Annotated in this window: 15 protein-coding genes; 11 read left to right on the top strand and 4 right to left on the bottom strand. The window is 71.0% G+C overall.

Annotated elements, in window-relative coordinates; all coding sequences use genetic code 11:
* On the top strand, positions 1-261 hold a 261-nt coding region (locus tag FV218_RS19520; RefSeq protein ID WP_147711178.1), incomplete at its 5' end, for a MarR family transcriptional regulator.
* 14 nt (positions 262-275) lie between these two features.
* Here the strand turns inward: FV218_RS19520 and fabI are convergent.
* From fabI to FV218_RS19505, 3 genes are all read right to left on the bottom strand, one after another.
* Positions 276-1,118 carry an enoyl-ACP reductase FabI gene (fabI, locus tag FV218_RS19515; protein ID WP_147711177.1) on the bottom strand — a complete coding sequence of 281 codons (843 nt, stop codon included), beginning with the start codon at positions 1,116-1,118 and terminating at the stop codon, positions 276-278.
* A 159-nt stretch (positions 1,119-1,277) separates the two neighbouring features.
* Entirely contained in the window at positions 1,278-2,210 is a 933-nt protein-coding gene (locus FV218_RS19510; RefSeq protein WP_147711176.1) for a DnaJ C-terminal domain-containing protein, read from the bottom strand.
* A gap of 196 nt (positions 2,211-2,406) precedes the next feature.
* Positions 2,407-2,925, bottom strand: coding sequence for an RT0821/Lpp0805 family surface protein (locus FV218_RS19505; protein ID WP_082476649.1), 519 nt, complete (start codon positions 2,923-2,925; stop codon positions 2,407-2,409).
* An 85-nt stretch (positions 2,926-3,010) separates the two neighbouring features.
* Between FV218_RS19505 and pdxH the strand changes: the two genes are divergently transcribed.
* From pdxH to FV218_RS19475, 6 genes are all read left to right on the top strand, one after another.
* Entirely contained in the window at positions 3,011-3,646 is a 636-nt protein-coding gene (gene pdxH, locus FV218_RS19500) for a pyridoxamine 5'-phosphate oxidase (RefSeq protein ID WP_147711175.1), read from the top strand.
* A 161-nt stretch (positions 3,647-3,807) separates the two neighbouring features.
* Positions 3,808-4,530 (top strand): SDR family oxidoreductase, encoded by a 723-nt coding sequence (locus tag FV218_RS19495; protein ID WP_056095925.1) that lies wholly within the window; start codon positions 3,808-3,810, stop codon positions 4,528-4,530.
* Positions 4,523-5,614, top strand: coding sequence for a hypothetical protein (locus FV218_RS19490; RefSeq protein WP_147711174.1), 1,092 nt, complete (start codon positions 4,523-4,525; stop codon positions 5,612-5,614). Before FV218_RS19495 ends, FV218_RS19490 begins: the two co-directional genes overlap by 8 nt.
* The gene (locus FV218_RS19485; RefSeq protein ID WP_147711173.1) at positions 5,611-6,114 is read left to right on the top strand and encodes an NUDIX hydrolase; all 504 of its coding nucleotides are present in this window, start codon (positions 5,611-5,613) and stop codon (positions 6,112-6,114) included. Before FV218_RS19490 ends, FV218_RS19485 begins: the two co-directional genes overlap by 4 nt.
* On the top strand, positions 6,111-6,587 hold the full coding sequence (locus tag FV218_RS19480; protein WP_246685194.1) for a TIGR02301 family protein: 477 nt from the start codon (positions 6,111-6,113) through the stop codon (positions 6,585-6,587). The genes FV218_RS19485 and FV218_RS19480 overlap by 4 nt, the downstream gene beginning before the upstream one ends.
* 157 nt (positions 6,588-6,744) lie before the next feature.
* The gene (locus FV218_RS19475; protein WP_056095935.1) at positions 6,745-6,999 is read left to right on the top strand and encodes a hypothetical protein; all 255 of its coding nucleotides are present in this window, start codon (positions 6,745-6,747) and stop codon (positions 6,997-6,999) included.
* 81 nt (positions 7,000-7,080) lie between these two features.
* On the opposite strand, the gene FV218_RS19470 is transcribed toward FV218_RS19475, so the two are convergent.
* Positions 7,081-7,737, bottom strand: a complete 657-nt coding sequence (locus FV218_RS19470; RefSeq protein WP_056095938.1) for an alpha/beta hydrolase — start codon at positions 7,735-7,737, stop codon at positions 7,081-7,083.
* A 307-nt stretch (positions 7,738-8,044) separates the two neighbouring features.
* On the opposite strand from FV218_RS19470, the gene FV218_RS19465 reads away from it, so the two are divergent.
* The 4 genes from FV218_RS19465 to sufD all read left to right on the top strand — a co-directional run.
* Positions 8,045-9,199 carry a cysteine desulfurase family protein gene (locus FV218_RS19465; protein ID WP_147711172.1) on the top strand — a complete coding sequence of 385 codons (1,155 nt, stop codon included), beginning with the start codon at positions 8,045-8,047 and terminating at the stop codon, positions 9,197-9,199.
* A gap of 70 nt (positions 9,200-9,269) precedes the next feature.
* The gene (sufB, locus tag FV218_RS19460) at positions 9,270-10,739 is read left to right on the top strand and encodes a Fe-S cluster assembly protein SufB (protein ID WP_056095944.1); all 1,470 of its coding nucleotides are present in this window, start codon (positions 9,270-9,272) and stop codon (positions 10,737-10,739) included.
* Between the two features lie 205 nt (positions 10,740-10,944).
* The gene (gene sufC, locus FV218_RS19455; RefSeq protein WP_147711171.1) at positions 10,945-11,697 is read left to right on the top strand and encodes a Fe-S cluster assembly ATPase SufC; all 753 of its coding nucleotides are present in this window, start codon (positions 10,945-10,947) and stop codon (positions 11,695-11,697) included.
* A gap of 2 nt (positions 11,698-11,699) precedes the next feature.
* The coding region (sufD, locus tag FV218_RS19450; RefSeq protein ID WP_147711170.1) for a Fe-S cluster assembly protein SufD at positions 11,700-13,133 on the top strand (1,434 nt) is incomplete at its 3' end.

Below are 13,133 nucleotides of genomic sequence, written 5' to 3'. Positions count from 1 at the left end.
GGACAAGGGGGGACGGGGCAAGGCGGCTTGCTCGCCAGCGAAATCGCCGACCGGCTCGACATCTCGCGCCCCGTCGTGACGGACACCGTCAGGGCCCTGGTGCGGGCGGGCCTGCTCGGCAGCGCTCCGGTCCCGGGGGACGGCAGGGCCAAGCGCATCACGGTGACGCCGGCCGGGGGCGCGGTGCTCGCCGACCTCCTGCCCGGCTACTTCGCCCTCATCGCCGACTTCATGGCGCGCGAGGACGAAGGGGCCGGGTGACGGAGCGTCCCGGCTCAGTCCTTGTCGAGGCTGAGGTCCGGCGCTTCCGGGTTCTTCATGCCCACCACGTGGTAGCCGGCGTCGACGTGGAGGATCTCGCCGGTCATGCCGCGGCTCATGTCGGAGACGAGGTAGGCGGCGGTCTCGCCGACCTCCTCGATGGTGACCGTGCGCCGCAGGGGGGCGTTGTACTCGTTCCACTTGAGGATGTAGCGGAAGTCGCCGATGCCCGACGCCGCCAGGGTCTTGATCGGGCCGGCCGAGATGGCGTTGACGCGGATCTTCGAGGGGCCGAGGTCGGCGGCGAGATAGCGCACGGAGGCCTCCAGGGCCGCCTTCGCCACACCCATGACGTTGTAGTGCGGCATCCACTTCTCGGCGCCGTAATAGGTCAGGGTCAGGAGCGAGCCGCCGTTCGTCATCAGCGCCTCGGCGCGCTGGGCGATCGCCGTGAACGAGTAGCACGAGATCAGGAGCGACTTGGTGAAGTTCGCCTCCGAGGTCTCGAGGTAGCGGCCGGTTAGCTCGTCCTTGTCCGAGAAGGCTATGCAGTGGACGACGAAGTCGAGGCCTTCGGGAAACACCTCCGCGGTGGCGGCGAAGACCGCGTCGATGGAGGCCGGGTCGGTGACGTCGCAATGGCCGACCACGTGGGCGTCGAGTTCGCGGGCCAGGGGCTCGACGCGCTTCTTCAGGGCGTCGCCCTGATAGGTGAAGGCGAGCTTGGCCCCGTGGGCGGCGGCGGATTTCGCGATGCCCCAGGCGATGGAGCGGTTGTTGGCGACACCGAGCACCAGGCCGCGCTTGCCGGCCAGCAAGCCGCCGACGTGATCGTGAACCGGATTCGTGTCCGCCATGAAGTCACCTGAGCCAGAAGCGTCCGCTGGGCGTGACGAGGCCCGGCCGGAGGGACCGGACGGACGGCACGCGCCGCGCGCACCCTTGAACGGCACGCGCCGCGGGCACTCTTAGCGGAGGCATGGCGGTGACGGAAGTCCGGGATTTTCCGGGTCGGTTCACCCCACCCGCGCGGCGCGCCGGGCCTTGGCGTAGTCGGTGAGCGCCGGGTCCTCGGCGTCGGGCAGGGCGATGGCGGTGGTGGCGAACAGGTCGCCCCGCGTGCCGTCCTTCTTCGGCAGGCCCTTGCCCTTTAGGCGGAAGGTGCGGCCCGAACCGGTCATGGCCGGAATCCGCATCTCGACGGCGCCCGTCAGGGTCGGCACCCGGATCGGCCCGCCGAGGACCGCGTCCTCGAGGGGCACCTCGACGGAGGCGCGCAGATCCGCGCCGTCCGGGGTGAAGCGGGGGTGCGGCAGGATGCGGATGGTGAGCAGCGCGTCGCCCGGCGCGCCGCGCCCGGCCGGCGCTCCGAGGCCGCGCAGGCGGATCACCTGACCGTCGACCACGCCGCGCGGCACCACCACGTCGACGTCGCGCCCGCCCGGCAGGGACAGGCGCAGCTTCTCCTCGCTCGCCACCTGCTCGAGGGTCACGCTGAGCTCGGCCGCCACGTCGTCGCCCTTGGCCGGCTCGCGCGGGCCGGCGCCGGCCCGGAACGCCTCGCCGAACAGGTGCGAGAAGATGTCGTCGCCCATGCCACCGGGCCCGCCGCCTCCGGGCCCGCCGGCGCCGCGTCCCCGGGCCGCCTGCTCGAAGCCGAACCCGCCGGCCCGGGCGCCACCGCCGCCGCCGAAGCCGCCGAACCCCTCGAACCCGCTGGCGCGGGGCTTGCCGTCGCCGTCGATCTCGCCCCGGTCGAACTGCCCGCGCTTGCCGGCGTCGCCCAGGATCTCGTAGGCCGAGTTCGCCTCGGCGAAGCGGTCCTTGGCCTTGGCGTCGCCGGCGTTGCGGTCGGGGTGGTAGGCCTTGGCGAGCTTGCGGTAGGCCTTCTTGATGTCGGTTTCGCTGGCGCCCTTGGGCACGCCCAGCACGTCGTAGGGATTGCGCATCGGTCAGATATGTCTCGGTGCCGTGGGGAGCCGGTGGTGCCGCCCCCCCGGAATCATCGTGCCTGATGTGGACGGTTCGCGGCGGCTTCGCAACGCGAGCCTTCCAGATTTCGCCGGCGCATCACGGATGCGCCGGTCCACCCCTGGCAACGCGCGACGCCTCCCGCCCGATCCCTCGGCGTCCGATCCCCCGGCGTCAGATCGCCGCCTTCGTTCCGCGCACCCGCTTCAGGGTCCACTCGCCGCCCGACGGCTTGCAGCCGGTGCCGCGCAGGAACCGGCTGCGGCCCGGGGCGATCACCGAGGCGAGGAAGTCGCGGCAGATCTGGTCGTTGGAGACGTAAGGCAGGCCCGTCGGGTTGACGGAGCCGCGCAGGTTGGTCTCGGGATTGTCCCACTTCACCGGGCGGCCGTTGCCCTGCGGATCGAGGGCCACCGACAGGGCCGCGTGGGCTCGGCGCCAGTCCTCGGTGCCGAGGTCCTGGCCGAACCCCACCGGATGGCGCTCGATGCTCCCCGTGCTCGTCGGCTCGGGCGGCGGGGCGGCCTCCGCGACGGTCTCCGTCTGGAAGGTGATGATCGGCAGGCCGCAGCCCGACAGGGGCAGGAAGGTGAGGGCGACCACGGCCCGCCACGTCCCAAGGCTCCGCTTCGAAAAACCGGCGGCGGGGATGTTGGCCGCCGGCCGTTTCGCTCTAAAGTCGCACCGACGCATTACACTTGAACTCACGACGGGAGAGGACCGACGGCCAACCGCGCCCCACGTCGGTGCCCCCCGACCCGGATCTCACGCTCGCAGGATGTTCGCCTTGGATCGGTTAAGGATCGATGACCCCGCCCCCGCGGCCGACTTCACCCGCGCCACGGATCCGTGGGCGCTGTTCGGCGTCTGGATGGCCGAGGCCGAGGCCGCGGAGCCCAACGACGCCAACGCCATGGCGCTGGCCACCGCCGGCTCCGACGGCCTGCCCGACGTGCGCATGGTGCTCCTGAAGGGCGTCGATGCGCGCGGATTCGTGTTCTACACCAACACCGCCTCGGCCAAGGGCGAGGAACTGGCCCAGAACCCCCAAGCCGCCCTCGTGCTGCACTGGAAGAGCCTGCGCCGGCAGGTCCGCGCCCGCGGCCCCGTGTCGCCCGTCACGCCGGCGGAGGCGGACGCGTACTTCGCCAGCCGCGCCCGCGACAGCCGCATCGGCGCCCATGCCAGCCGCCAGTCGCGGCCCCTCGCCGACCGCGCCACCCTGGAGGCGGAGGTGGCGGCGCTGGCCGCCCGGTTCGAGGACGGCCCGGTGCCGCGGCCGGAGAACTGGATCGGTTTTCGCATCGCGCCCGTCGCGATGGAGTTCTGGCAGGACGGTCCGTTCCGCCTGCACGACCGGGTCCGGTTCACGCGGTCCGGCGACGGCTGGGCCGGCGCGCGGCTCTATCCGTGACGGACGCCGCCGGTCCGTGGTGCGGCGCGGGATCGACCCTGGATTTTAGGATCGGCGCCCCTTAGACCTTGAGATCGGCGTGGCGGATGTCTTCCGGTTAACCGCCTCCCGATCCTGAAGGAACGGTCTTGGCCACATCCTCCAACGAACGCCGGCGCGTCATGCTGCTCACGGGCGCGAGCCGCGGCATCGGCCACGCCACGGTCAAGCGGTTCTCCGCGGCCGGCTGGCGGGTCATCACCTGCTCGCGCCACGCGTTTCCCGAGAACTGTCCGTGGGAGATGGGCCCGGAGGATCACCTCCAGGTCGATCTGGCCGATCCCGAGGACACCATGCGGGGGATCCGGGAAGTGGCCGGGCGGCTGGCCGACGAGGGCGGCCTGCTCCACGCACTCGTCAACAATGCCGGCATCTCGCCCAAGGGCGCCAACGGCGAGCGCCTCGGCGCCATCGCCACGGAATTCGGCGACTGGCGCAAGGTGTTCCAGGTCAACGTGTTCGCGCCGCTCCTCCTGGCGCGCGGCCTGTGCGAGGAACTGACCCGGGCCAAGGGCTCCATCGTCAACGTCACCTCCATCGCGGGCTCCCGCGTCCATCCTTTCGCGGGCGCCGCCTACGGCACCTCGAAGGCGGCGCTGGCCGGCCTCACCCGCGAGATGGCGAGCGATTTCGGCCCCCTCGGGGTGCGCGTCAACGCGATCTCGCCCGGCGAGATCGACACCGCCATCCTCTCGCCCGGCACGGACAAGATCGTCGCCGGCATTCCCCAGCGCCGCCTCGGCACCCCCGACGAGGTGGCGAAAGCCATCTACTTCCTGTGCACCGAGGCCTCGTCCTACGTGAACGGCGCCGAGCTGCACATCAACGGCGGCCAGCATGTCTGAACGGGTGGCGCGGCCCGCGCTCCTCGTCGCCCTGCTGCTCCTCGCCACGCCGCTCCCGGCCGCCGCCGAGCCGTCCGTCACCCTCCTCGACCTGCCGTTCGCCGCGAGCGCCCTGCGCGGCCCCGGCAGCGAGGTCGCCGTGGCCGTGGCGACCTCCGGCCTCCTGCCCCTGGCGCGGCCGAAAGCGGGCGCATCCGAGGACGGCGCGCCCATCGCCGTGGTCTGGGGCGAGGCGGGGGGCGCCGCCCTCGCCCTCGTGGACGGGCGGGTGACCGTGACGCTCCTGGGCCGCGAGGCCGTGGCGGGACTGGCCGCCGCCGAGACCCCGCGCGGGGCGCTTGCGGGCTCGCGCCGGGCCGTCGCCGGGGCCCTGTCGGCCCACCTCGCCGAGCCGGTGACGGCCGGGGGCCGCGCGGGGGCGGGCGCCCTCGTGATCCGCGAGCGCAAGGCCGTTCCCATGAGCGCCGAGCCGAAACCCGTGCCGGTGGCCACCGCGACGGTGCGGCCCGCCCCCGAGGCCGCCTTCGCCCTGCGGTCCCCGCACATCGCGACCTTCGACGGGCGCCCCGCCATCGTCGCCGTCACCGAGACCGGGGACGGGTCTTCGCTGGCGGTGGCGGAGGCCGCCGAGGCCGGCTGGAGCGTGCGGGCGCGCGGCCCCGTGGAGGCCGGCAAGCCGCTCCAGGTGGCCGGCGTCGCGGACTTCTCCGGCACCGGCCGGCCGCAGATCGCCGTGACGGGGCCGGCCGGCGGCGCCACCCGGCTCGGACTCTGGGCCTACGAGGGTGGGACCTTGCGCGCCCTTCACGCGGCATCCGGCTACGACGCCGCGTCCCCCGGCGAGGGCGGTCCCGGCCTGGCGGCGCTCCTCCCCCGCGACGGGGCCGTGGACCTCGCCCTGCCGGTGGCGGACCGCTCGGCCCTGGCGGTTCTCTCCCTCAAGGGCGCCGTGACGGAGCGCGCCCGTGTTCCCCTGCCGGCGCCCGCCGCCTTCGGCGTCGTCACCCTCGGGACGGGACCGGCCGCCCGCCTCCTCGTCGGCCTTGCCGACGGGCGCATCGCCGTGGTGAATCCCGACCCATGAGTGAAACCGATCCGTCCGACGACGCCACGCGGCTGTTCCCGGCGCGGCCCTTCGTCGGCGCCTCCATCGCGGTGATCCGGGGCGACCGGGTGCTCCTCGCCGCCCGGGCCAACGCGCCCATGCGCGGGGTCTGGACCCTGCCGGGCGGCCTCGTCGAGGCCGGCGAGGCCCTGGCCGAGGCGGCCCTGCGCGAGCTGCGCGAAGAGGTCGGCCTCGCGGCAACGGTGGTCGGCGTGCTGCCCCCCACCGAGATCATCCTGCGCGCCGCGGATGGCCGGACGCGCCACCATTACGTGGTCCATCCCCACGCCGCCCTGTGGACCGGCGGCGAGCCGGTGGCGGGACCGGAAGCGCTGGCCGTGCGCTGGGCGACCCCGGCGGAGCTCGCCGGCCTCGACACCACGCCGGGCCTCGACGGCACCGTAGCGGCCGCCTTCGCGCGGGTCGCCGCCCACGAGATCTCCGAAATCCCCGAGACATCCGGGACATCCGCCGCGTGACGAAGCCCGGATCGGTCCCCGTCTTCAGCCTGTGCCTGTGCCTCCTAACGATCCTGGCGGCGGTTCCCGGCGCCGAGGCCCAGCAGGGGCGGGGCGGGGCGACCCGTGCCGCGCCGAAGGGCGAGGGCAGGAACTCCGAAAAGGAGCCGGCCCCCGCCCCCGAGCCGCCGCCGGCGCCCTACGACCGCGACCTGATGCGGCTGTCCGAGATCGTCGGGGCCCTGGCCTTCCTGCGCGAGCTCTGCGCCGACCCGGACGCGGCCCAATGGCCCGTGCGGATGAAGGCGCTCCTGGAGGCCGAGGGCGTCACCCCCGGCCGCCGCGACCGTCTGGCCGGCGCCTACAACCGGGGCTATCGCGGCTACGCCCTGACCTACCGGGTCTGCACGTCCTCCGCCCGGGAGGCGGCCACCCGGTTCGTGACCGAGGGCGAGCGCCTGTCGCACGCCCTGGCCAGCCGCTTCGGCGGGTGATGCGGCCGAGCCACACTCCGAACGGCAGCGGTTAATTCGAACAATTCGAGCGCCGACGTTAACCGCTTCGCAATTCCTGGCTTTGCGGGCCCGATTCCGCGCCCTATCATCCTTGGAACCTGCCGAGCGGTCCTTCGGCGCCAACGATAGCCTGGCCATGCACGCTGAATCAGCCCCCGCGCCCTTCGAGGCGGATCTCGACGACAAGCGCGCCGCGCTCGGCTACGTGTCGGAGGCGTTCGCCGAGGGCTGTCTCGACGGCCTCGACGGCGACTGCATGGCCCAGGCCGCCCTGTTCGCGGCGTTCCAGGAGCTGGTGATGACCTACGGCGAGGAAGCCACCGCCCGCTACGCCGAGGGTTTTCCGGACCGCATCCGCGGCGGTGCCTTCACCACGGCCCCGCAGCATTGAGGCGGGGTCGGACCGGGCCGTGCGGCCGGGTCCGAAGATCTGAGCCCGGGGATGCGCGTCTCCCCGGGCGACCGCCCCGCCTCAGGCCGTCATTTCCTTCGTGCCGAGGCGCTTGTCGAGGTAGGTGTCCACGGTCTGGGTCAGCTCGTCGACCTTGCCGTCGAAGAAGTGGTTGGCGCCCTCGACCACCTGGTGCTCGATGATGACGCCCTTCTGCACCTTCACCTTCTCGATCACCGGCATCACCTCGCGGGCCGGGGCCACCCGGTCCTCGGAGCCGTGGACGAACAGGCCCGAGGACGGGCACGGCGCCAGGAATGTGAAGTCGTAGCGGTTGGCCATGGCGGCGATGGAGATGAAGCCCTCGATCTCCGGGCGGCGCATGAGAAGCTGCATCCCGATCCACGAACCGAACGACACGCCGGCGATCCAGCAGGCGCGGGCCTCCGGGTTGACCGACTGGACCCAGTCGAGGGCCGAGGCGGCGTCGGACAGCTCGCCGGTGCCGTGATCGAACGCGCCCTGGCTGCGCCCGACCCCGCGAAAATTGAAGCGCAGGGCGGCGAAGCCCCGGTTGGCGAAGGTGTAGAACAGATTGTACACGATCTGATTGTTCATCGTGCCCCCGAACTGCGGGTGGGGGTGGAGCACGATGGCGATGGGCGCGCCCTTCTTCTTGGGGGCCTGGTAGCGTCCCTCGAGACGGCCGGCCGGACCGGTGAAGATGACTTCGGGCATGGATCTCTCACAAGCTTCGGGGGGAGCGCGCGACGCCGGACGCACGGCAGACACCGCGCGGAACGCCTTGACTCGACTGGGCGCGAACTTAAAAGCGCTCTTAGAACGGTTCTAGTGGACTGGAACTGTTCTAAACAAGCGGTTCGGGCGCGTCCGGGTCGCTGCGTTCGCGTTGTTGCGTCCCTTGGGTGCGCCCCTTGCACGACGGGCTGTCGAATAGGGTTCTTCGGCGCCTTAGCATGATCGTGGGGGGCAAAAGCAAGGATTTGTCGTCCTCGACCTTGAGACCGCCAGTGGTTTTCGCTCCATGACTTCGCCGCGTGCCTATCTCGACCACAACGCGACCTCGCCGGTTCGGCCCGAGGTGGCTGCGGCCGTGGCGCGGGCCCTGGGGCTGTCCGGCAACCCGTCCTCGGTCCATGCCGAGGGCCGGGCGGCGCGGGCGGCCCTGGAGCATGCGCGCGCGCAGGTCGGCCGCCTCGTCGGTGTCGGCGCCGGCCGTGTGGTGTTCACGAGCGGCGGCACCGAGGCCGCCAACGCCGTCCTGTCCGGCGGCCTGCGCCGGGCCGGCGAGGCGGCCCCGACCCGGCTGATCATCGGTGCCACCGAGCATCCGTGCGTCGCCGCCGGCCATCGCTTCCCGGCCGATGCCGTGACGGTGATCCCGGTGGATGCGCATGGCGTCATCGATCGCGCCGCCCTTGCCGAAACCCTCGACCGGCACCGGGGGGAGGGCGTCCTCGTCTCGGTCCATGCCGCCAACAACGAGACCGGCGTGATCCAGCCGCTCGCCGACATCGTCGCCCTGGCGCGCGGCCACGGCCGCGCCCTCGTCCACTCCGACGCCGTGCAGGCGGTGGGCAAGATCCCCCTGGATCTTTCCGCCCTCGGCCTCGATGCCCTGACCCTCTCGGGCCACAAGTTCGCCGCCCCCCGGGGCGTCGGCGCCGTGGTCCTCGCCGCGGGCGTCACCCTGGAGCCGGCGCTCCTGCGCGGCGGCGGCCAGGAGGGGCGCCTGCGCGCCGGCACCGAGAACCTGCCGGGCCTCGTCGGCATGGGGGTGGCGGCCGAGATGGCCGGGTTCGGCGCGCACCACGAGGTCCTGCGCGACGCCATGGCGGCGGGCCTGCGGGCCCTCGCGCCCGACCTCGTGGTGTTCGGCGTCGGCGCGCCGCGCCTGCCCAACACCCTGAGCTTCGCCATTCCGGGCCTCGACGCGGCCACCGCCCTGATGGCGCTGGATCTCGCCGGGGTCGCACTCTCGTCCGGGTCGGCCTGCGCCTCGGGCAAGGTCGCCCGCTCGCCCGTCCTCGCCGCCATGGGCGTCAGCCCTGCTTTGGCTGCGGGGGCCCTGCGCGTCAGCCTCGGGTGGAACAGTACGGAAAGCGACGGGACGCGCTGTCTCGCCGCCTGCGAACGCCTCGTCGAGACCCTATATCGACGGAGAGGCCGGGCCGCCTGACGGCGGCCCGTCCAAATCCTTTCTCGCGACCACGCCCGGCCCTTGACGCCGGGTCGATCAGGAGACGCCAATGCCTGCCGTGCAGGAGACCATCGACCGGGTCCGATCCATCGATCTGGACCAGTACAAGTACGGGTTCGAGACCACCATCGAGATGGAGAAGTCCGAAAAGGGCATCTCCGAGGACGTGATCCGCTTCATCTCGGCCAAGAAGGACGAGCCCGAGTGGATGCTCGCTTGGCGCCTCGACGCCTACAAGCGCTGGCAGACCATGCAGGAGCCCGACTGGGCGCGGGTCTCCTATGACAAGGTTGATTACAAGGACATCTACTACTACGCGGCCCCGAAGCGCCCGGCCGCCATGTCGCTGGACGAGATCGATCCGGAAATCCTGAAGACCTACGAGAAACTCGGCATTCCCCTGCGCGAGGTCGAGGTGCTGGAGGGCATCGCCCCCGAGCGCCGGGTCGCCGTCGACGCGGTGTTCGATTCCGTCTCGGTCGCCACCACGTTCAAGGCGGAGCTTTCCAAGGCCGGCGTGATCTTCATGCCGATCTCCGAGGCCATCCGCGAGTACCCGGACCTCATCAAGAAGTACCTCGGCTCCGTCGTGCCGGTGACGGACAACTTCTTCGCGACCCTGAACTCGGCGGTCTTCTCCGACGGGTCGTTCGTCTACATCCCGCCGGGCGTGCGCTGCCCGATGGAGCTCTCGACCTATTTCCGCATCAACGAGCGTGACACCGGTCAGTTCGAGCGGACCCTGATCATCGCCGACAAGGGCTCCTACGTCTCGTATCTCGAGGGCTGCACCGCCCCGAAGCGCGACGACAACCAGCTCCACGCCGCCGTGGTCGAGCTCGTCGCCCTCGACGACGCCGAGATCAAGTACTCGACGGTGCAGAACTGGTACCCGGGCGACAACGAGGGCAAGGGCGGCATCTACAACTTCGTCACCAAGCGCGGCGATTGCCGCGGCGCCAACTCGAAGATCTCGTGGACGCAGGTCGAGACCGGCTCGGCCATCACCTGGAAGTACCCGTCCTGCATCCTGCGCGGCGACAATTCCCGGGGCGAGTTCTACTCCATCGCCGTGTCGAACGGCATGCAGCAGGTCGATTCCGGCACCAAGATGATCCATCTCGGCAAGAACACCACCAGCCGGATCATCTCGAAGGGGATTTCCGCCGGGCGCTCGCAGAACACCTACCGGGGCCTCGTCTCGGCCCACCGCAAGGCCACGGGGGCGCGCAACTTCACAAACTGCGATTCGCTGCTCATCGGCGACCAGTGCGGCGCGCATACGGTGCCGTACATCGAGTCGAAGAACTCTTCCGCGCAGTTCGAGCACGAGGCCACCACCTCGAAGATCTCCGAGGACCAGATGTTCTACTGCCAGCAGCGCGGCCTCTCCAACGAGGAGGCGACGGCACTCATCGTCAACGGCTTCGTCCGGGACGTGCTGCAGCAGCTGCCGATGGAGTTCGCCGTCGAGGCCCAGAAGCTGATCTCCATCAGCCTCGAAGGCTCGGTGGGGTAGGGCGGTCCTACGCTGATCCAGCGTGCACTTCTGCCCTCTCTCCTCTGCGGGAGAGGGTGGCCCGCGAAGCGGGTCGGGTGAGGGGAGCACTGCCCTTTCCGGAAGACCTCGCGCTGCCCCTCTCCCGCCTGCTCCGCAGGCACCCTCCCCCGCAGAGGGGGGAGGGTCGCTGGCCAAACGCATTGAATTTCAGGACGACGCTGCAATGATCGAAATCAAGAACCTCACCGTCGCCATCGAGGACAAGCAGATCCTCAACGGCCTCAACCTGACCGTGAACGACGGCGAGGTCGCCGCCATCATGGGGCCGAACGGCTCGGGCAAGTCGACCCTGTCCTACGTCATCGCCGGCAAGGAGGACTACGAGGTCCTCGACGGCGAGATCCTGCTCGACGGCGTCAACATCCTCGAGATGAGCCCCGACGAGCGCGCCGCGAGCGGCGTGTTCCTGGCGTTCCAGTATCCCCTGGATATCCCGGGCGTCGGCACCATGACCTTCCTCAAGGCGACGCTGAACGCCCAGCGCCGGGCGCGGGGCGAGGGCGAACTCTCGACGCCCGACTTCATCCGCAAGGTGAACGCGGCGGCCGAGAAGCTGGAGATCAACAAGGACATGCTCAAGCGCGCCCTCAACGTCGGCTTCTCCGGCGGCGAGAAGAAGCGCATGGAGATCCTGCAGATGGCCCTGCTGGAGCCGAAGTTCTGCGTGCTGGACGAGACCGATTCCGGCCTCGACATCGATGCCCTGCGCGTCGTCTCCGGCGGCGTGAATGCCCTGCGCGCGCAGGGCCGCTCGTTCCTCGTCATCACCCACTACCAGCGCCTGCTCGACTACATCGTGCCGGACGTGGTCCACGTCATGTCGCAGGGCCAGATCGTGAAGTCGGGCGACAAGGATCTCGCCAAGGCCCTCGAAGCCTCCGGCTACTCCGAGTACCGCACGGGCGAGGCCGCCTGATCATGGCCGACATCACCCCGCTCCGCACGGCGGCCGAGACCGGCCTGACCAAGCTCTTCGAAGCCACGAAGATGAAGTACCCCACGGGCGTGTCCATCGCCCGCGAGGAGGCCTTTCGCTATTTCGAGGCGGTGGGCCTGCCGACCCGGCGGGTCGAGGCGTTCAAGTACACGGACCTCCGCTCCGCCTTCCGCGACGCCGCCCATCCGGCCGAGATGCCCTCGGCCGAGACCGCCAGGGCGGCATCCGCCGAGGCCAGGGGCTTTGCCGGGATCGAGGCCGTGCGCCTCACCTTCGTCAACGGCCACCTCATCGAGGCCGAATCCGACCTCACCCGCATCCCGGCCGGCATCACCGTGACGCCGCTCACGCAAGCTCTGACCGATGGGGATGCGCGCCTCGCCCAGCTCACCCCGGTGAAGCAGGCATCCGAAAACGCGATCTATCAGCTCAACACCGCCTTCCTGGCGGATGGCGCGCTGATCACCGTCGCGGCCGGCGTCACGGTCGAGACGCCGCTGCATCTCTGCTTCGTCGGCACCGGATCGGAGGCCTATTCCACCGCCACCCGCGTCCTCGTGGTGCTGGAGGAGGGGGCGGAGGCGCTGATCCTCGAGAGCCATGAGGGGCCGGACGGCGTCGCCTACCAGTCCAACGACGCCGTGGACGTGGTCATCGGCGACCACGCCACCTTCCGGCACGCCCGCCTCAACGCGGAGGGCCGCGAGGCCGTGGCGCTCTCCACCCTGTCGGCCCGGCTCGGCGCCGAATCGGCCATCGAGACCGTCAACGTGGTGGTGGGCGCCGTGCTCTCGCGCCATCAGGTCTACCTGAATTTCGCCGGGGCCGACGCCCGCGCGGTGGTCAACGGCGCCGCCATGCTCAACGGCAAGCAGCTCGCCGACACCACCTTCCTCGCCGACCACGCCGCCACCGGCGGGGTCAGCCGCGAGCTGTTCAAGACCGTAGTCGACGGAGCCGCCACCGGCGTGTTCCAGGGCAAGATCATCGTCCAGCAGGCGGCGCAGCAGACCGACGGCAAGATGATGTCGGCCTGCCTCATCCTGTCCGACGAGGGCCAGATGATGAACAAGCCCGAACTCGAGATCTTCGCCGACGACGTCGCCTGCGGCCACGGCGCCACCTGCGGCGCCCTCGACGACGACCTGCTGTTCTACCTCATGCAGCGCGGCCTGCCGAAGGCGGAGGCCGAGAGCCTGCTGGTCCAGGCGTTCCTGGGGGCCGCCATCGAGTCGGTGGGCCACGAGGGCGCGCGCGACGCCTTGATCGGCACCGTCGAGGCGTGGCTGAAGGCGCGGGGCATTGCTTGCCGTTGCGCACGGGCGAACGAGCGCAGACGAGGCGGGACATCGTTCAGCTTGTGTTGCTGGTCCATATCCGTGTCTCCACACCGCGCGTGCGCCTTCCTTTTCCCC

Origin of the sequence: Methylobacterium sp. WL69 (assembly GCF_008039485.1) — a bacterium.
In the GTDB taxonomy this organism is placed as follows: Bacteria; Pseudomonadota; Alphaproteobacteria; order Rhizobiales; family Beijerinckiaceae; genus Methylobacterium.
The sequence above is the reverse complement of the archived record's forward strand: the minus strand, read 5'-3'. Positions and strand labels throughout refer to the sequence as shown.

Coding starts and splice junctions, on each gene's coding strand:
- fabI (WP_147711177.1), bottom strand. CDS start 1,118: ATGGCGGACACGAATCCGGTTCACGATCACGTCGGCGGCTTGCTGGCC.
- FV218_RS19510 (WP_147711176.1), bottom strand. CDS start 2,210: ATGCGCAATCCCTACGACGTGCTGGGCGTGCCCAAGGGCGCCAGCGAA.
- FV218_RS19505 (WP_082476649.1), bottom strand. CDS start 2,925: ATGCGTCGGTGCGACTTTAGAGCGAAACGGCCGGCGGCCAACATCCCC.
- pdxH (WP_147711175.1), top strand. CDS start 3,011: ATGTTCGCCTTGGATCGGTTAAGGATCGATGACCCCGCCCCCGCGGCC.
- FV218_RS19495 (WP_056095925.1), top strand. CDS start 3,808: ATGCTGCTCACGGGCGCGAGCCGCGGCATCGGCCACGCCACGGTCAAG.
- FV218_RS19490 (WP_147711174.1), top strand. CDS start 4,523: ATGTCTGAACGGGTGGCGCGGCCCGCGCTCCTCGTCGCCCTGCTGCTC.
- FV218_RS19485 (WP_147711173.1), top strand. CDS start 5,611: ATGAGTGAAACCGATCCGTCCGACGACGCCACGCGGCTGTTCCCGGCG.
- FV218_RS19475 (WP_056095935.1), top strand. CDS start 6,745: ATGCACGCTGAATCAGCCCCCGCGCCCTTCGAGGCGGATCTCGACGAC.
- FV218_RS19470 (WP_056095938.1), bottom strand. CDS start 7,737: ATGCCCGAAGTCATCTTCACCGGTCCGGCCGGCCGTCTCGAGGGACGC.
- FV218_RS19465 (WP_147711172.1), top strand. CDS start 8,045: ATGACTTCGCCGCGTGCCTATCTCGACCACAACGCGACCTCGCCGGTT.
- sufB (WP_056095944.1), top strand. CDS start 9,270: ATGCCTGCCGTGCAGGAGACCATCGACCGGGTCCGATCCATCGATCTG.
- sufC (WP_147711171.1), top strand. CDS start 10,945: ATGATCGAAATCAAGAACCTCACCGTCGCCATCGAGGACAAGCAGATC.